This window comes from Photorhabdus caribbeanensis, from assembly GCF_018448885.1.
Taxonomy (GTDB): domain Bacteria; phylum Pseudomonadota; class Gammaproteobacteria; order Enterobacterales; family Enterobacteriaceae; genus Photorhabdus; species Photorhabdus caribbeanensis.
In genome coordinates this window covers 1-16,406 of the sequence record NZ_RCWB01000024.1, presented here as the reverse complement: position 1 = coordinate 16,406, position 16,406 = coordinate 1, and the positions used below count along the sequence as shown (strand labels likewise).

Genomic DNA, 16,406 nt, shown 5'->3' with positions numbered 1-16,406 from the left:
TCCCGCCTTATTTAAACTGTTTGAGAAAACGCAGATCATTTTCGAAGAACGCACGCAAATCAGTTACACCGTAACGCAGCATTGTCAGACGTTCCACACCCATGCCGAAAGCAAAACCAGAATAAATTTCAGGATCAAGGCCAACATTATTCAGCACATTAGGATGAACCATACCGCAACCCAACACTTCCAGCCATTTACCGTTTTTACCCATGACATCAACTTCCGCCGAAGGTTCTGTAAATGGAAAGTAAGAAGGCCGGAAACGAACCTGCAAATCTTCTTCAAAAAAGTTAGTTAGGAAATCGTGCAAGGTTCCTTTCAGATTGGTAAAACTGATATCACGATCAATAATCAAACCTTCGACCTGATGGAACATAGGTGTATGTGTCTGGTCGTAGTCATTACGATACACGCGACCCGGTGCAATAACACGAATTGGCGGCTGTTGACTGTGCATAGTTCTAACCTGAACACCTGAAGTTTGAGTACGCAGCAGACGTTTGGCATCAAACCAGAAAGTATCATGATCAGCACGTGCAGGATGGTGAGCAGGAATATTCAGCGCATCGAAATTATGATAATCATCTTCAATTTCAGGGCCTGATTCTACAGAGAACCCTAATTCACCAAAGAAAGTCTCAATACGCTCTATTGTACGGTTAACCGGATGTAGTCCGCCATTTTCCATACGGCGACCCGGCAATGATACATCAATCTTTTCCGCTGCTAAACGGAAGTTCAGAAGGTCAGTCTCCAGTTTTTCTTTACGGATATTCAGAGCTTCTTGGACTTCTTGCTTAGCCTGATTAATAACTGCCCCTGCTGCTGGGCGCTCTTCGACCGGCAGATCACGCAGCGATGACATTTGGAGAGTTAAATGGCCTTTTTTGCCTAAATATTCAACACGCACCAAATCCAACGCAGCAACATCCTGGGCATCTTCTATGGCTGCTCTTGCTTTTGCAACCAGTTCAGCGAGATGTGGCATCGTTTTCCTCTTCCTTCGGCCTAACGGCCTGCTAGTAATGATCGTAAATGACCCTATGTACCTATTTCTGTTTCTACTGTCATAAAAACAAAAAAGCCTCCACAACGGAGGCTCAGGCGCTACTTTTCGTTTCTTTTCTTACGCGCAAAGCCCCCTGAATTCAGGTGCTAAAGTAAGAAAAGATGCGAAAAAAAGCTAAGGACATAATGTTGGTTCTCTCAGAATAAAGCTCTTTTTTGGCAACGACATTTTCGTAAGCCACATTTGACAACAAAGTAAAAGAGGGAGCACGCTCCCTCTTACTACCCTAACTTATGCCAGAGCGCTCTTCGCTTTTTCAACTAAAGCAGCAAATGCCACTTTGTCAAACACAGCGATGTCAGCCAGGATCTTACGGTCGATTTCAATAGAAGCCTTTTTCAGGCCATCAATGAAACGGCTGTAAGAGATACCATTCTGACGTGCAGCAGCGTTGATACGTGCAATCCACAGTTGACGGAACTGACGTTTACGCTGACGACGGTCACGGTAAGCGTACTGCCCTGCTTTGATTACTGCCTGGAAGGCAACACGGTAAACGCGCGAACGGGCACCGTAGTAACCTTTCGCTTGCTTTAAAATTTTCTTGTGACGTGCACGGGCGACAACACCACGTTTTACGCGAGCCATATACTTCTCCTATCGTCTCTGAGTTCTAATCTAAAAATTGCTTATGCGTAAGGCAAGCAAGCAACAACCAGGCCCAGATCACCTTTGGAGACCATGCCCTTTGGACGTAAATGACGTTTACGCTTGGTTGATTTCTTAGTCAGAATGTGACGAAGGTTAGCGCGCTTACGCTTAAAACCACCACTTGCAGTTTTTTTAAAGCGTTTAGCGGCGCCGCGTACTGTTTTAATCTTTGGCATTTTAATTTCCACTTCGCATTGTGAATTACAACGAATTAGTCAGGCGAACAAGCCCCAACCAGATAAACCGACTGGAGCTTATTACTTGATTGCCTAACTATTTCTTCTTAGGAGCGAGCACCATTATCATCTGACGGCCTTCAATCTTCGAAGGGAAGGATTCAACTACCGCCAGTTCATCCAGATCGTCGCGGATGCGGTTAAGCATTTCGACGCCAATCTGTTGGTGTGCCATTTCACGCCCACGGAAACGCAGGGTGATTTTGGCTTTATCGCCATCTTCCAGAAAACGAATCAGGTTGCGTAGTTTGACCTGATAGTCGCCTTCATCTGTACCAGGACGGAATTTAATTTCCTTAACCTGAATAACTTTTTGTTTTTTCTTCTGCTCTTTGATCGACTTACTCTTCTCATAGAGGAACTTACCGTAGTCCATGATACGGCAAACCGGCGGCTCGGCATTCGGGCTGATTTCAACTAAATCAACATCCGCTTCCTCAGCTTTTTCAAGAGCTTCCCTCAGACTGACAATGCCAATCTGTTCGCCATCTAAACCTGTTAAACGAACTTCAGAAGCGCGAATTTCTCCATTAATGCGATTAGGACGCGCTGTTTGAATTCTTTTTCCGCCTTTAATACCTTATTCCTCCAATTGATGAAGATTGCGACTGCGTATTTCTATAAGCAGTTTTTCGATGAACTCGTTAACATCAATGCTGCCCAAATCTTTACCACGGCGGGTACGAACGGAAACTTTTCCTGATTCGACCTCTTTTTCACCACAGACAAGCATGTAGGGAACACGACGAAGAGTGTGTTCACGGATTTTAAAACCAATCTTCTCGTTTCTCAAGTCTGCTTTTGCACGAATGCCTGCTTCTTGAAGTTTTTTTACTAATTCCTGTACATAATCAGCCTGGCTATCGGTGATATTCATCACTACCACCTGCTGTGGAGCAATCCATGTCGGAAAGAAACCCGCATACTCCTCAGTTAAGATGCCGATAAACCGTTCCAGTGAACCCAGAACTGCACGGTGAATCATTACAGGAACCTTACGTTCATTATTTTCACCTACGTAGGACGCACTCAAACGACCTGGTAGTGAAAAGTCGAGCTGCACAGTACCACATTGCCACGCACGATCCAAACAATCATGCAAAGTAAATTCAATTTTCGGTCCGTAGAAGGCTCCTTCACCTGGCTGATATTCAAATTGAACGCCATTTTCTTGTAGTGCTGCCGCCAAAGCGGCTTCCGCTTGATTCCATTGTTCCTCAGTACCAATGCGCTTTTCCGGGCGGGTTGACAGCTTAACCACGATTTTTTCAAAACCAAAAGTGCTGTAAACGTCATACACCATTTTAATGCAACTACTAACTTCCCGGTGAATTTGCTCTTCTGTACAGAAGATATGAGCATCATCCTGAGTAAAACCACGAACACGCATCAAACCATGTAATGCCCCGGATGGTTCATTACGGTGACAACTGCCAAATTCAGCCATACGTAACGGCAAATCACGATAGGATTTTAAGCCTTGATTAAAAATCTGAATATGCCCTGGACAGTTCATCGGCTTAACGCAATATTCACGGTTCTCTGAAGAAGTGGTAAACATATGCTCACCGTAGTTTTCCCAGTGACCGGTTCTTTCCCACATTACACGGTCCATCATAAACGGACCTTTAACTTCCTGATATTGATATTCTTTCAGTTTGGTCCGAACAAAAGTTTCCAGCTCACGGAAAATAGTCCAACCATCATTATGCCAGAATGCCATACCAGGAGCTTCTTCCTGCATATGGTACAGATCTAATTGTTTACCAATCTTACGATGGTCACGTTTGGCCGCTTCTTCCAAGCGTTGCAGATAAGTATTGAGCTGTTTCTTATCAGCCCACGCAGTACCGTATATCCGCTGCAACATTTTATTGTTGCTATCACCACGCCAATATGCCCCTGCAACTTTCTGCAATTTAAAATGATGGCAGAAACGCATATTTGGCACATGTGGGCCACGGCACATGTCAATATATTCTTCATGATTATAGAGACCGGGACGATCATCGCGACTGATGTTTTCATCCAAAATCTGTACTTTATAATCCTCGCCACGAGCAACGAAAGTATCACGAGCTTCTTGCCAGCTCACTTTTTTCTTGATGACGTCATAGTCTTTCTTGGCAAGTTCCAACATACGCTTTTCAAGCAGCGTAATATCTTCCTGCGTCAGGGCGCGGCCAATATCAACATCATAGTAAAAACCATTATCAATAATCGGACCGATAGCCATTTTCGTATCTGGCCATAATTGTTTAATCGCATGGCCTAATAGATGAGCGCATGAGTGGCGGATAATTTCCAGCCCTGCATCATCTTTACTCGTGATGATGGCAAGATTTGCATCTGAATCGATTAATTCACAAGCATCCACTAGCTCACCATTTACGCGGCCAGCAATACATGCTTTCGCTAAACCTGGACCAATATCACAGGCAACATCCATTACAGAAACGGCATGGTCAAACTGGCGTTGGCTACCGTCAGGAAGAGTAACAACAGGCATTTAAAATCCTTATCTACAGTGGTGACCCACACGAAAGGTCACTTGAAGGAGTTTGATATTCAACTAAAATAACGATTTAAATTATTATCTCGTCAATCCATTAAAGTTTGGTACTAAAATTGGCGCCCAATGTAAAAAGTGACTACCTTCAATACCAAAACATCGCGAAAATATACCACCAACAACCATTCAGGTCACGGCGATGTTTAGCATCGGTACCATCATTTGCACTTATTTATGCAAATGCACAAACTACAAAAAATAATTTTATAATGAAATAATATGTTTTGAGGAAAAACAGATAACTTGCTCTTCAAGACACACATAGAACAAATCCGGCATAAATTACATATGCCGGATTATCATACATATAGATACAGGATCATTTAGTCTTTTTTAAGCCATGACTGAATTCTCTCGTCACACTCCTCTGCCAACACCATATTTAAAACCTGAACTAAAACAGCTTTATCTTCATCATTCTCCAACAGACTAAAATGATTACCCGAAATTGGAATTAACCGAAGCGAAGAATCAGGCAATATCTGCGCCCAACCTAACGACAGGTCCCTATTTAAAGGCAGTGGTTCAACATCCATAGCCTTAGTTTCCATAGCTTTAGTTTCCATAACAACAGGGACAGGTGGAGAAGGCTCCATTGCGTAGAATTGATGCAGTGTTATCGCCAATACTTGCGGCTCATAGTTTCTAACTATTTGGGCATAATTTGCTATCTGCTCCCAACGTCTTGCGATTAAATCAGCACGCAAATTTGCCGGATATAACGCCAATTTCTGCGCCGTTTCAATAAACTGCACCAAGTTTAACTCATCAATTCGCCGGTACAGTGCCGCAATTTCTTCAATATGCTCATCCTCTGCCTGCCTCACCAATTCAATAAGAAATTGAAGTTTTGGGGACGCTATCCGCTGCCTGTAATAATGAGGAGCTGGTGTATCTATCAGGCCGAGGAAATTAATTGCCTCACCGGAATACAGAAGCTGCTGAGCAATCGCGTAAGCCAATATGCCGCCAGAAGAGTAGCCACATATCCGATATGGCCCTTCCGGTTGAACCACTTTCATAAAGTTGATCATTCTTGCCGCCTGCTCTTCCATTATCGACATCGGTTCTTCACTAATGGACGGCCAGGGCAATGCATAAATCGGGTAGCCTGAATGAAGCTGCTGAGACAACCCGAACACATAGGAAAAATCACCCATCCCGCTAGGCACAAAGAATAACGGCAGACCCGTTCCACCAGATCGCGCCGATATTGCCCTGTTTCGCGGTTGAGACAACGTATCTGATGTCATTTTTGCTGCCAGTTCAGACAGCACAGGGAATTGAAACAGATCATTCAATGTGCAAATAAGTCCATGATTAGCTATAAGACTTATCATCCGCATAGCCAACAGTGAGTGACCGCCCAAAGCGAAGAAATTGTCATACCGGCTGACCTGCTCAACGCCCAGTAATTCACCCCAAATAGCCGCCAATACGGTTTCCGTTTCTCCTTGTGGCGCTTCATAGATTTGCCGGGCAAAAGCTTCATTGTTCGGTGCCGGTAGCGCGTGACGATCCAATTTACCGTTAGGCGTCAACGGAAAATCATCCAGACGAACAAAGGCCGACGGCACCATATAATCCGGTAAAATGGCACTCAGATAGGTACGCAAGCTATTAGCCAGTCCTTCATCCTGTTGCGCCATGACATAAGCCACCAAACGTTTGTCCTGTCCATCACCCAACACCAACACAATGGCCTCTTGTACCGTTGGGTATTCCACCAGCCGGGCCTCAATTTCACCCGGCTCAATACGGAAACCACGGATTTTAATTTGCTGATCGTTACGGCCAAGGAACTCCAAATTACCGTCCGGCAGGTAACGGGCTAAATCCCCGGTTCGGTACAGGCGAGCATCAGGTAAATCACTAAAGGGATCAACAAGGAAGCGTTCAGCCGTCAACTCAGGACGATTGAGATAACCACACGCTACGCCATCTCCCCCAATATACAATTCCCCTACTACCCCCAGAGGTACCGGCTGACCATAGGTATCCAGCAAATAAACCCGCGTATTGGCTATCGGTCGACCAATGGGGATCTGGGTCATCCCCGGTGATAATGCCGTAATGTGGTAAGTGGTGGTAAAGGTGGTTCCCTCACTGGGTCCATAACCATTCAATAACTGTTGCGGTGGGCTATCACGCAGAACCTGAGCAATCACATGCGGGTCCAGCATATCGCCGCCAACAATCAGGATCTTAAGCTGCGGAAGAACCGGGGACAACTCTGCCGCCAGCCGGTTAAACAACCCGACACTCAACCACATAACGGTGACTCGATAAGTTTGTAATGTTTGGACAAATTCCTGCGGCATCAATACAGTAGCGTAATCAATCACCACCAGTGTTCCGCCATTGAGCAACGGCGCCCAAACTTCAAAGGTACTGGCATCGAAAGCTGGATTAGCCTCAAAAGCAACTCGATCATCCGGCCCGATTTCAGCATAGCCATTATTAATCACCAGCCGAACCACTGCCCGATGCGGCACCATCACCCCTTTGGGCGTACCGGTTGAGCCGGAAGTATACATAATATAAGCCAGCTCGATATTAGACCGAGGTAAGTCAAGATTAAGGTAATCCTCCGCCTCGATATCACCCACCTCATCAGCAAAACAATACAGGGGAATATCAAAATTAACCGGAATATCTGTAAGCAACAATTTGGCTGCACAATCGTTTATCAACCAATGCTGCCGCTCGTCTGGTACCCGGGGATCGATAGGCACATAAACGGCTCCGGCTTTAAGGATTGCCAATTGAGCTACCACCAGTTCAATAGAACGCTCTAACAGCACCGCCACGCGATCATCCGACCTGATCCCAAGCCCGATTAACCGACGAGTCAACCGGTTAGCACGAGCATTTAATTCTGCATAGCTGAGAATCTGTTCTTCATACATCAGCGCTATCGCATCAGGCGTTTTTTCTGCCTGTTGTTCAAACAACCGGTGAATACAACACTGGTCAGGATACAACGTCTGAGTTGCGTTCCAGGTCTCCAGCAACAACCTCTTCTCAGCTTCCGGCAAGATATTCAGCAACCGTACTGGCGCCTCCGGCCGCTGTTCAAGCGCCTCCGCCAGACTTTCCAACGCCTGTTGCATATAACCACATATCCGCGCCGGATCAATCGGTTGAACAATTTGCGTCGTCAGCCCCAGTGCATTGCCAAAATCCTCCACCGACAACACAAATGGATAGTTAGTGCGCTCTTGTCCGCCCTGAGATTCAATGCCGCTGGTAACTTCATTCGTGACGATCACCGGCGCATTATGTCGGTAATTCAACAAAGCACTAAAGAGTGGAATTTCATTTTGTACCCCACTACAACGTTGAGCCAATGCCAGTGAAGCGTGCTCATGTTCCAATAATCCAATCAGCCGGGTATGTGCTGCCCGTACACTCTCCCGAACGGAGGTATCATCCATATCTAATCGTAACGGCAAGGTGTTGATAAACAGTCCCATACTGCTGTCAACCCCTTCTCCTGCCTGCATCCGCCCAAACAGCACGGTACCGAACACCACTTTTTCCTGTCCGCTGGTACGTGACAATACCTGTGCCCAAGCCAGATGGCATAACGCAGCCAAACTAACTCCCAGACGCCGAGCCTGACTACGCAAACGGTCATTCAACATGGAGGGCAGCATCCGGTGTGATTGTGCCACCTGTGAACCATCCCGATGTACTTCCATCAATCCGAATGGCAACGTCGGTTGATCCACCTCTGCCAACATATCGGTAAAGAAGCGAGTATGTTCAGCCTGACTCATCCCCAACCGCGCCTCAGCTATCAGATTGCGGAAAGGAGTTGGAATAGGCAAGCGATACCCCTGCCCGGCAAGGTACGCCTGAACTTCGCGGTTCATCACCTCCATTGCAGTATGATCACCAATCAAATGATGCTGCAACTGCAATACGATCCAACGACCATCCGTTTCTTGTGCAATAACAACACGTAACAGTGGTGCTTGACCCAAATCAAGACGATGCTGACGCGGGTCAAAACGTTGAGCCAGTTGTTCACCAACCGGTCCATCTGCGGGCTCCAACGTCAATTCAGTCACTGATAACAGCGCCTTACGCCAGACTACCTGAGCCGGAACTGATAATCCTTGCCAGACAAAAGCAGTACGCAAAATATCATGGCGATCAATCACCTGTTGCACTGCCGCCAAATAACAATCCAGCAACGAACGATCAGCAAAACTCATCGGATAGGCCAGCAGATATGGATCGCCCTTATTCGCCAATAAATGGTGGAATAGGATGCCATCCTGTAACGGTGACAGGGCATAGATATCCTGAATATTAGCCACGCCCCCCGGCACTTGTTTCACGATATGGTCAATTTCAGGTTGGGTCAGCTCAATCAATGGCAACATCTCAGGTGTAAGTGTTGTGGTCTCTGGAATGATGACATTCGCCGGTACCACCGCCGCCCGAGACTGTCCTACTGTTTGAGCAAATGCCGACAGCACCGGAGATTGGAACAGATCACGCACCGCCAACGTTAACCCCGCATTACGCAGACGCTCAATCATCTGTATCGCCAACAATGAATGACCACCCAACGCAAAGAAACTGTCATGCCGACTGACTTGTTCAATACCCAACAACTCACTCCAAATAGTGGCCAATGTGGTTTCTATCACCCCTTGCGGCGCCTCATAAACCTGACGGGCAAACGCTTCTTCTTCCGGTGGCGGCAACGCCCGACGATCTAACTTGCCATTAGGCGTCAGTGGGAAGGAATCCAGACGTACAAACGCGGCTGGCACCATATAATCCGGTAAAATGGCACTCAGATGAGTACGCAAGTGATTAACCAACTCTTCATCCGCTTCTGCCTCCACATAAGCCACCAATCGTTTGTCCTGACCATCCCCCAGCACCAATACAACCGCTTTACTCACCGCCGGATGTTCCATTAGCCGGACCTCGATTTCCCCCGGCTCAATGCGGAAACCACGGATTTTCACCTGTTGGTCATTGCGGCCCAGGAACTCCAGATTGCCATCCGGTAGGTAACGGGCCAAATCTCCGGTTCGGTACAGGCGGGCATCGAGTTCACCACTAAACGGATCCGGTAGAAAACGTTCCGCGGTCAGTTCGGGACGATTGAGATAGCCACAAGCCACTCCATCTCCACCGATATAAATCTCACCGATTACCCCTTGCGGTACAGGCTGTCCATAAACATCCAGCAGATAAACCCGCGTATTGGCTATCGGTCGACCAATGGGGATGCGACTCACTCCCGGCGACAACGCCGTGATACGGTAGGTGGTGGTAAAGGTTGTGCCTTCACTCGGTCCATAACCATTCAATAACTGTTGAGGCGGACCATCACGCAAAACCTGCGCCATCACATGGGGATCAAGGACATCACCGCCAACAATCAGAATCTTGATTTGTGGCAGCACTGGAGACAACGCTGCCGCCAGTCGGTTAAACAGCCCGACACTCAGCCATAGCACGGTAATGCGATAAGTCTGTAATGCCTGAACAAACTCTTTAGGCGTCAGTAATGTGGTGTGATCAATCACCACTAATGCACCGCCATTGAGCAATGGCGCCCAGACTTCAAAAGTACTGGCATCAAAAACCGGATTAGCCTCAAACGCCACCCGATCATCCGGCCCGATTTCAGCGTACCCATTATTAATCACCAGCCGAACCACAGCACGATGCGGCACCATCACCCCTTTGGGTGTGCCGGTCGAGCCGGAGGTATACATGATATAGGCCAGTTCGGTACTGGAACGGGGTACATCAGGATTACGGTAATCTTCCGTTCTGATGGCGCCCATCTCATCAACAAAGCAATACAGAGGAATCGCCAGATCAACTGGAATATCGGTGAGCAACAACTGAGCTGAACAATCGTTTATCAACCAGTTTTTCCGTTCGTCCGGTATACGGGGATCGATAGGTACATAAACGGCCCCGGCTTTGAGAATAGCCAACTGAGCCACTACCAGCTCAATGGAACGTTCTAACAGCACTGCAACTCGATCATCCGATCGTATCCCCTGTTCGATTAACCGGCGGGCCAGCCAGTTGGCACGGGCATTTAATTCCGCATAGCTAAGAATACGTTCTTTATACACCAGTGCTACTGCATCAGGGGTTTTCTCTACCTGTTGCTCAAACAGCCGGTGAATGCATGACTGGTCAGGATACAGCGCCTGGGTTGCATTCCAGGTTTCTAGTAACAGCTTGCGTTCCGCTTCGGTCAGGATATTAATTTTACCGACCGGCTGTTGAGGATTAGCTGCCATCTCGCGCAATACGTTATGGAAATATTGCATATAGCGTTCAATGGTCGGTTGATCAAACAGGGTGGTGGCATAATTCAGACAACCGACAACTTGCCCATCCACCTCAGATAAACTCAGCTCAAGATCAAACTTAGCCCTATCAAAAGTTTGTCCGACCGGTGAAACGACCAATTCGGGTAACATCCAATCCTTACTTTCATTGCTCTGCCAGGCAAACATCACCTGGAACAATGGGGTATGCGTCAGTTGACGCGGTGGTTGCACGATTTCCACCACCTGTTCAAACGGCAGATCCTGATGTTCCTGCGCCGCCAGCGCGGTTTGCCGCACACGCGCCAACAATTCCACTACATTTGGCGCACCAGATAAATCCATCCGCAACGCCAACGTATTCACAAAGAAACCGATCAAAGATTCCACTTCCTGCCGACTGCGACCGGCACTCGGTGTACCGATAACCAAATCTTCCTGACCGGACAAACGCGATAGAACTGTCGCCCAGCCAGCCAGCAGGGTCATAAATAGCGTGACACCTTGCTGTTCACTCAGATGCTTGAGGGATTGGGTTAACTCCATATCCAGACTGACGGGCCAGATATTCCCAGCAAATGACTGCCGAGGCGGACGTGGCCGGTCAGTAGGCAAATCCAACAGTACCGGCGCATCAGCCAGCCTCGTGCGCCAATAATCAGATTGGGACTGTATGCGTTCAGCCGACAACCACTGATGCTGCCAAGCAGCGTAATCAGGATACTGAATCGTTAACGGTGGCAACGGATCTGATTTCCCTGCAAGGAAAGCAGTGTAAAGGGTGCTCAATTCACTCATTAACACGCTGACAGACCAGCCATCAAAAATAATATGATGTAAGGTCAACAAGAAAACGTGGTCATCGTCAGCCAGTTGTACCAGACTGGCTCGAATTAATGGGCCGCGAGCAAGATCAAACGGCGCCCCAGCTTCCTGAGCAGACAGAAACGCAAGCTGCGCATCCCTATCAGGCGCATCCCGCAGATCATATTTTTTCATCGGTAAGCCCGATTCTGCCGACAACAACTCTACCTGTGGCTGACCATCAACAGCAACGAAGACAGAGCGTAACGCTTCGTGGCGAGCAAACAGCGTATTAAACGCTTGCTGCCAGGCAGCGATATCCAGCCAACCACGTAAACGCAATGCCACCGGAATATGGTAAGTTTCACTCACCCCTTCAAACTGGGCCAAGAACCACAGGCGCTGTTGTGCAAATGACAACGGCAATTTACCCTCACGGGATAGCGGGATAATAGCTGGTAACTTACTGCTCTGTTCATCAAATCGAACATTTATCTCTTTAGCAAAATCGGCTAAGGCCGGGAATTTAAACAGCGTGGACAGCGGTAATTCAATCCCCAACACCGCCAGCCGGTTCATCATCCTTACTGCCAACAGCGAATGGCCACCTAAAGCGAAAAAGTTGTCATACCGGCTAATCCGCTTAACACCGAGTAATTCACGCCAGATAACCGCCAATGTGCTTTCCATCTCTCCTAACGGTTCAGCGTAAATCTGCCGGGCAAAAGCCTCTTCCCCCGGTATCGGTAATGCCCGACGATCCAGCTTACCGTTCGGGGTCAGCGGGAAGGCATTCAGGCGTACAAAAGCCATCGGCACCATATAATCCGGTAAAATTGCGCTCAAGTGTGTATGCAGATGGTTAACTAGCGCATCATCCGCTTCTGCCACTACATAAGCTACCAACCGTTTACCCTGCTCATCACCTAGCACTAACACAACAGCCTCTTGCACAGTTGGGTATTCCATCAGTCGGGCTTCGATTTCCCCCGGTTCAATACGGAAACCGCGGATTTTGACCTGTTGGTCATTGCGGCCTAGGAATTCCAGATTGCCGTCTGGCAGGTAACGGGCCAAATCCCCAGTGCGGTACAAGCGAGCATTGGGTTCACTATTGAATGGATCTGGCAGAAAACGCTCAGCCGTCAGTTCAGGACGATTAAGGTAGCCACGCGCCACTCCCGCACCACCCACATACAACTCACCCACTGCCCCCAACGGCACTGGCTGGCCGTAAGTATCCAGCAAATAAATCTGGGTGTTCGCCGTCGGATGACCAATCGGCACTATCGTATCTGTGTAGTCTGACGGACAACACCAGGTCGTCGCACACACCGTGATTTCTGTCGGGCCATAGGCATTAAACACCGTCGCCCGACGACTCAGTGCCTGAAGCAGCATTGCACTAGGCGCTTCACCCCCGAGTATCACCGTAGGTCTTATCGTCATTTCCGGTAAATCGGTCCTTTCCCGGAGCAGGGCCGGGGTCAGACAGGCATGGGTCACTGCCTGTTGTTCCAGATAATGCCAAAGGCGAAGTGGGTCCTGACGGACGACATCAACAGCAATCACCAGACAAGCCCCACTCCCCAACGCCATCATGATTTCCCAAACACTGGCATCAAAACTCAATGAGGCAAACTGCAACATCCGGCTATCCGAGTGAATGCTAAACTGGGCGACTTTATCCCGGACAAGATTGATTAGCCCACGATGTTCAACCATCACGCCTTTTGGTGTGCCAGTTGAACCCGAAGTATAAATCACATACGCCAGATGCTGTGCAGTCAGTGCGGTCACTTGCGGGTTACTGTCCGGCTGATCAGGCAAAACATTCGGGTCCAGTACAGTGAGTCCTGCCAGTGCTTCCTCACCCAATGCGATACATCCGACATTATCCGCCAGCAAAATAGCCGGGGCTGCATCGGTTAAAATATGTGTCAAACGTTCCCCTGGATAGGACGGGTCCAATGGAACATAGGCTCCCCCCGCTTTCAGCACAGCCAGCAAGCCCACCACCATCGTCAGTGAACGTGTAACACAAATCGCTACTCGCTGGTCTGGCGCAATACCCTGCGCAATCAGTTGATGGGCCAGCCGGTTAGCGCGGGCATTCAGTTCCGCATAACTGAACGTCTGGGCTTCATACACCAGAGCCGTAGCATCAGGATTTTTCTCCACCTGTTGCTCAAATAACTGATGGATACATAATTGCTCAGGGAAGACAGTTTCAGTCGCATTCCAGGTTTTTAGCAACAACTGGCGTTCCACTTCTGGCAGAATATTCAATGTCCGTACTGGTGTTTCCGGCGCCTGTTCAAGTGCTTCCACCAAACTCTCCAGTGTCTGTTGCATATAGCCGCATATCCGTTCCGGCTCAAACGGTTGTACTGCTTGAGCCGTCAGCCCCAGAGCATCACCAAAATCCTCCACCGACAAGACAAACGGATAGTTGGTACGCTCCTGTGCGCCAAGAAATTCAATACCATTCAGGGTTTCATCTGGGGCTGTTGGCAACGCATTATGCCGGTAGTTAAGCAATGCATTGAACAACGGTGTACCACTAGCAACCCCACTGCAACGTTGAGCTAGCGTCAATGAAGCATGTTCATGCTCCAGCAATCCGGCTAACCGGGTATGGGCTAATCGTACACTGTCCTGCACCGAGGTATCATCCATATCCAGTCGCAACGGCAAGGTATTGATAAACAGCCCCATGCCGCTGTCAGCCCCTTGTCCTGCCTGCATCCGCCCAAACAATACGGTGCCGAATACCACTTTCTCCTGTCCACTGGTACGCGACAAGACCTGTGCCCAGGCCAAATGGCACAAAGTCGCCAAACTGACGCCCAAACGCCGAGCCTGACTACGCAAGCGGCTATTCAATATGGCGGGCAACATCCGATGCAACTCTGTCACCTGCGAACCATCTCGATGTACCTCTGTCAATCCAAATGGCAACGTCGGTTGATCCACCTCTGCCAACATATCGGTAAAAAAGCGAATGTGCTCGGCTTGGCTCACGCCCAACTGGACCTGAGCCACCAGATTGCGGAAAGGGATCGGCGCAGGCAATCTGTCTTCTTGTCCAGTAAGGTACGCCTGAACTTCGCGGTGCATTACTTCCATTGCGGTATGATCGCCAATCAGATGATGCTGCAATTGCAGTGCAATCCAGCGACCATCCGTTTCCTGTGCCACCATAAAGCGCAGCAAGGGAGCCTGACTTAAGTCGAGGCGATGCTGACGCGGGCCAAAACGTTGAAGCAATTGTTCATAAATCGGTCCATCAACGGTATCCAACGTCAATTCAGTCAATGATAGCGGCACCTGACGCCAAACCACCTGAACTGGTGCGGATAATCCTTGCCAAATAAAAGCAGTACGCAAGATGTCATGGCGGTTAATCACCTGTTGCACTACCGCCAAATAACTATCCAACAGCGATCGGTCAGCGAAGGCCATCTGACTGGCCAATAGATACGGATCGCCTTTATTCGCCAACAAGTGATGGAATAGAATGCCGTCTTGTAACGGCGACAGGGCATAAATATCCTGAATATTAGCTACTCCACCCGGCACTTGTGCAACGATATGGTCAATCTCAGACTGAGTTAGATCAATCAATGGCAACATCTCAGGTGTGATTGCCGTGGAGGCCGAGGTGATCACATTCGCCGGCACTATCATCGCTTGTGACTGCCCCACTGTTTGGGCAAATGCGGACAACACCGGGAATTGGAAAAGGTCACGTACCGATAGTGTTAACCCCGCGCTACGTAGACGTTCAATCATCCGCACCGCTAACAGCGAATGTCCTCCCAGAGCAAAGAAGCTGTCATGCCGACTCACCTGTTTAATGCCCAACAACTCACTCCAAATAGTGGCTAGCAGAGTTTCTGTTTCCCCTTGTGGTGCAGCATAAACCTGACGGGCAAAGGCATCTTCCCCCGGTGCCGGTAGCGCCCGGCGATCCAGTTTGCCGTTCGGTGTTAACGGAAAGGCATCCATATAGACAAATGCTGTCGGCACCATATAATCCGGTAAAATCGCACTTAAGTGAGTACGCAGGCGATTAATTAACCCCTCATCCGCTTCTGCCACCACATAAGCCACCAGCCGTTTATCCTGACCGTCTCCGAGCGCCAGCACAACCGCTTCACTCACCGCCGGGTGTTCCATCAACCGGGCTTCGATTTCACCCGGTTCAATGCGGAATCCCCGGATTTTCACCTGCTGGTCATTACGGCCTAAGAACTCCAGATTGCCATCCGGCAGGTAACGGGCCAAATCCCCGGTGCGGTACATCCGGGCATCTGGAAGATGACTAAACGGGTCTGCCAGAAAACGCTCCGCGGTCAGTTCAGGACGATTGAGATAACCCCGTGCCACACCGGCCCCGCCAATATATAACTCACCCACGCTGCCCAGCGGTACTGGCTGACCATACTTATCCAGCAGATAGAGGGTTAAATCCGGGATACGCGTGCCAATAGGACTCGTTGTCTGTTCTGCATCATGGCGACCCAGTGCCCGGTAAGTGACGTGAACCGTGGTCTCTGTGATACCGTACATATTCACCAACTGAGGCAATGTCTCCTCACGCAGGGCATACCACGGTTTCAAAATACTCGGATCAAGCGCTTCCCCGCCAAAGATGATATAGCGCAAACAGTCCGGTAACGGATTGGCGATATAACTGGCAATAAAGGCTTTAAAGGCACTGGGAGTCTGATTCAGCACCGTGA

At 48.8% G+C, this 16,406-nt stretch carries 6 protein-coding genes and 1 other annotated feature; all 6 genes read right to left on the bottom strand.

Annotated features, from left to right (window positions below; all coding sequences use genetic code 11):
- Positions 1 to 7: 7 nt before the first annotated feature.
- On the bottom strand, positions 8 to 991 hold the full coding sequence (pheS, locus tag EAE90_RS15705; protein ID WP_214054253.1) for a phenylalanine--tRNA ligase subunit alpha: 984 nt from the start codon (positions 989 to 991) through the stop codon (positions 8 to 10).
- Between the two features lie 86 nt (positions 992 to 1,077).
- Positions 1,078 to 1,202 (bottom strand) — a sequence feature (Phe leader region).
- 101 nt (positions 1,203 to 1,303) lie between these two features.
- Positions 1,304 to 1,660: a 50S ribosomal protein L20 gene (gene rplT / locus EAE90_RS15700; protein WP_214054252.1), complete on the bottom strand. Its 357-nt coding sequence runs from the start codon at positions 1,658 to 1,660 to the stop codon at positions 1,304 to 1,306.
- Between the two features lie 41 nt (positions 1,661 to 1,701).
- Complete coding sequence (rpmI, locus tag EAE90_RS15695; RefSeq protein WP_011146889.1) at positions 1,702 to 1,899, bottom strand: 50S ribosomal protein L35; 198 nt, start codon at positions 1,897 to 1,899, stop codon at positions 1,702 to 1,704.
- Positions 1,900 to 1,996: 97 nt separating this feature from the next.
- On the bottom strand, positions 1,997 to 2,536 hold the full coding sequence (gene infC, locus EAE90_RS15690) for a translation initiation factor IF-3 (protein ID WP_071647077.1): 540 nt from the start codon (positions 2,534 to 2,536) through the stop codon (positions 1,997 to 1,999).
- Positions 2,537 to 2,539: 3 nt separating this feature from the next.
- Positions 2,540 to 4,468: a threonine--tRNA ligase gene (gene thrS / locus EAE90_RS15685; RefSeq protein ID WP_214054251.1), complete on the bottom strand. Its 1,929-nt coding sequence runs from the start codon at positions 4,466 to 4,468 to the stop codon at positions 2,540 to 2,542.
- 386 nt (positions 4,469 to 4,854) lie between these two features.
- A partial coding sequence (locus EAE90_RS15680; protein WP_214054250.1) for a non-ribosomal peptide synthetase occupies positions 4,855 to 16,406 on the bottom strand: 11,552 nt, incomplete at its 5' end.

Bases quoted from the DNA above. Each gene is read 5' to 3' on its own strand.
- pheS (WP_214054253.1), bottom strand. From the start codon at position 991: ATGCCACATCTCGCTGAACTGGTTGCAAAAGCAAGAGCAGCCATAGAA.
- rplT (WP_214054252.1), bottom strand. From the start codon at position 1,660: ATGGCTCGCGTAAAACGTGGTGTTGTCGCCCGTGCACGTCACAAGAAA.
- rpmI (WP_011146889.1), bottom strand. From the start codon at position 1,899: ATGCCAAAGATTAAAACAGTACGCGGCGCCGCTAAACGCTTTAAAAAA.
- thrS (WP_214054251.1), bottom strand. From the start codon at position 4,468: ATGCCTGTTGTTACTCTTCCTGACGGTAGCCAACGCCAGTTTGACCAT.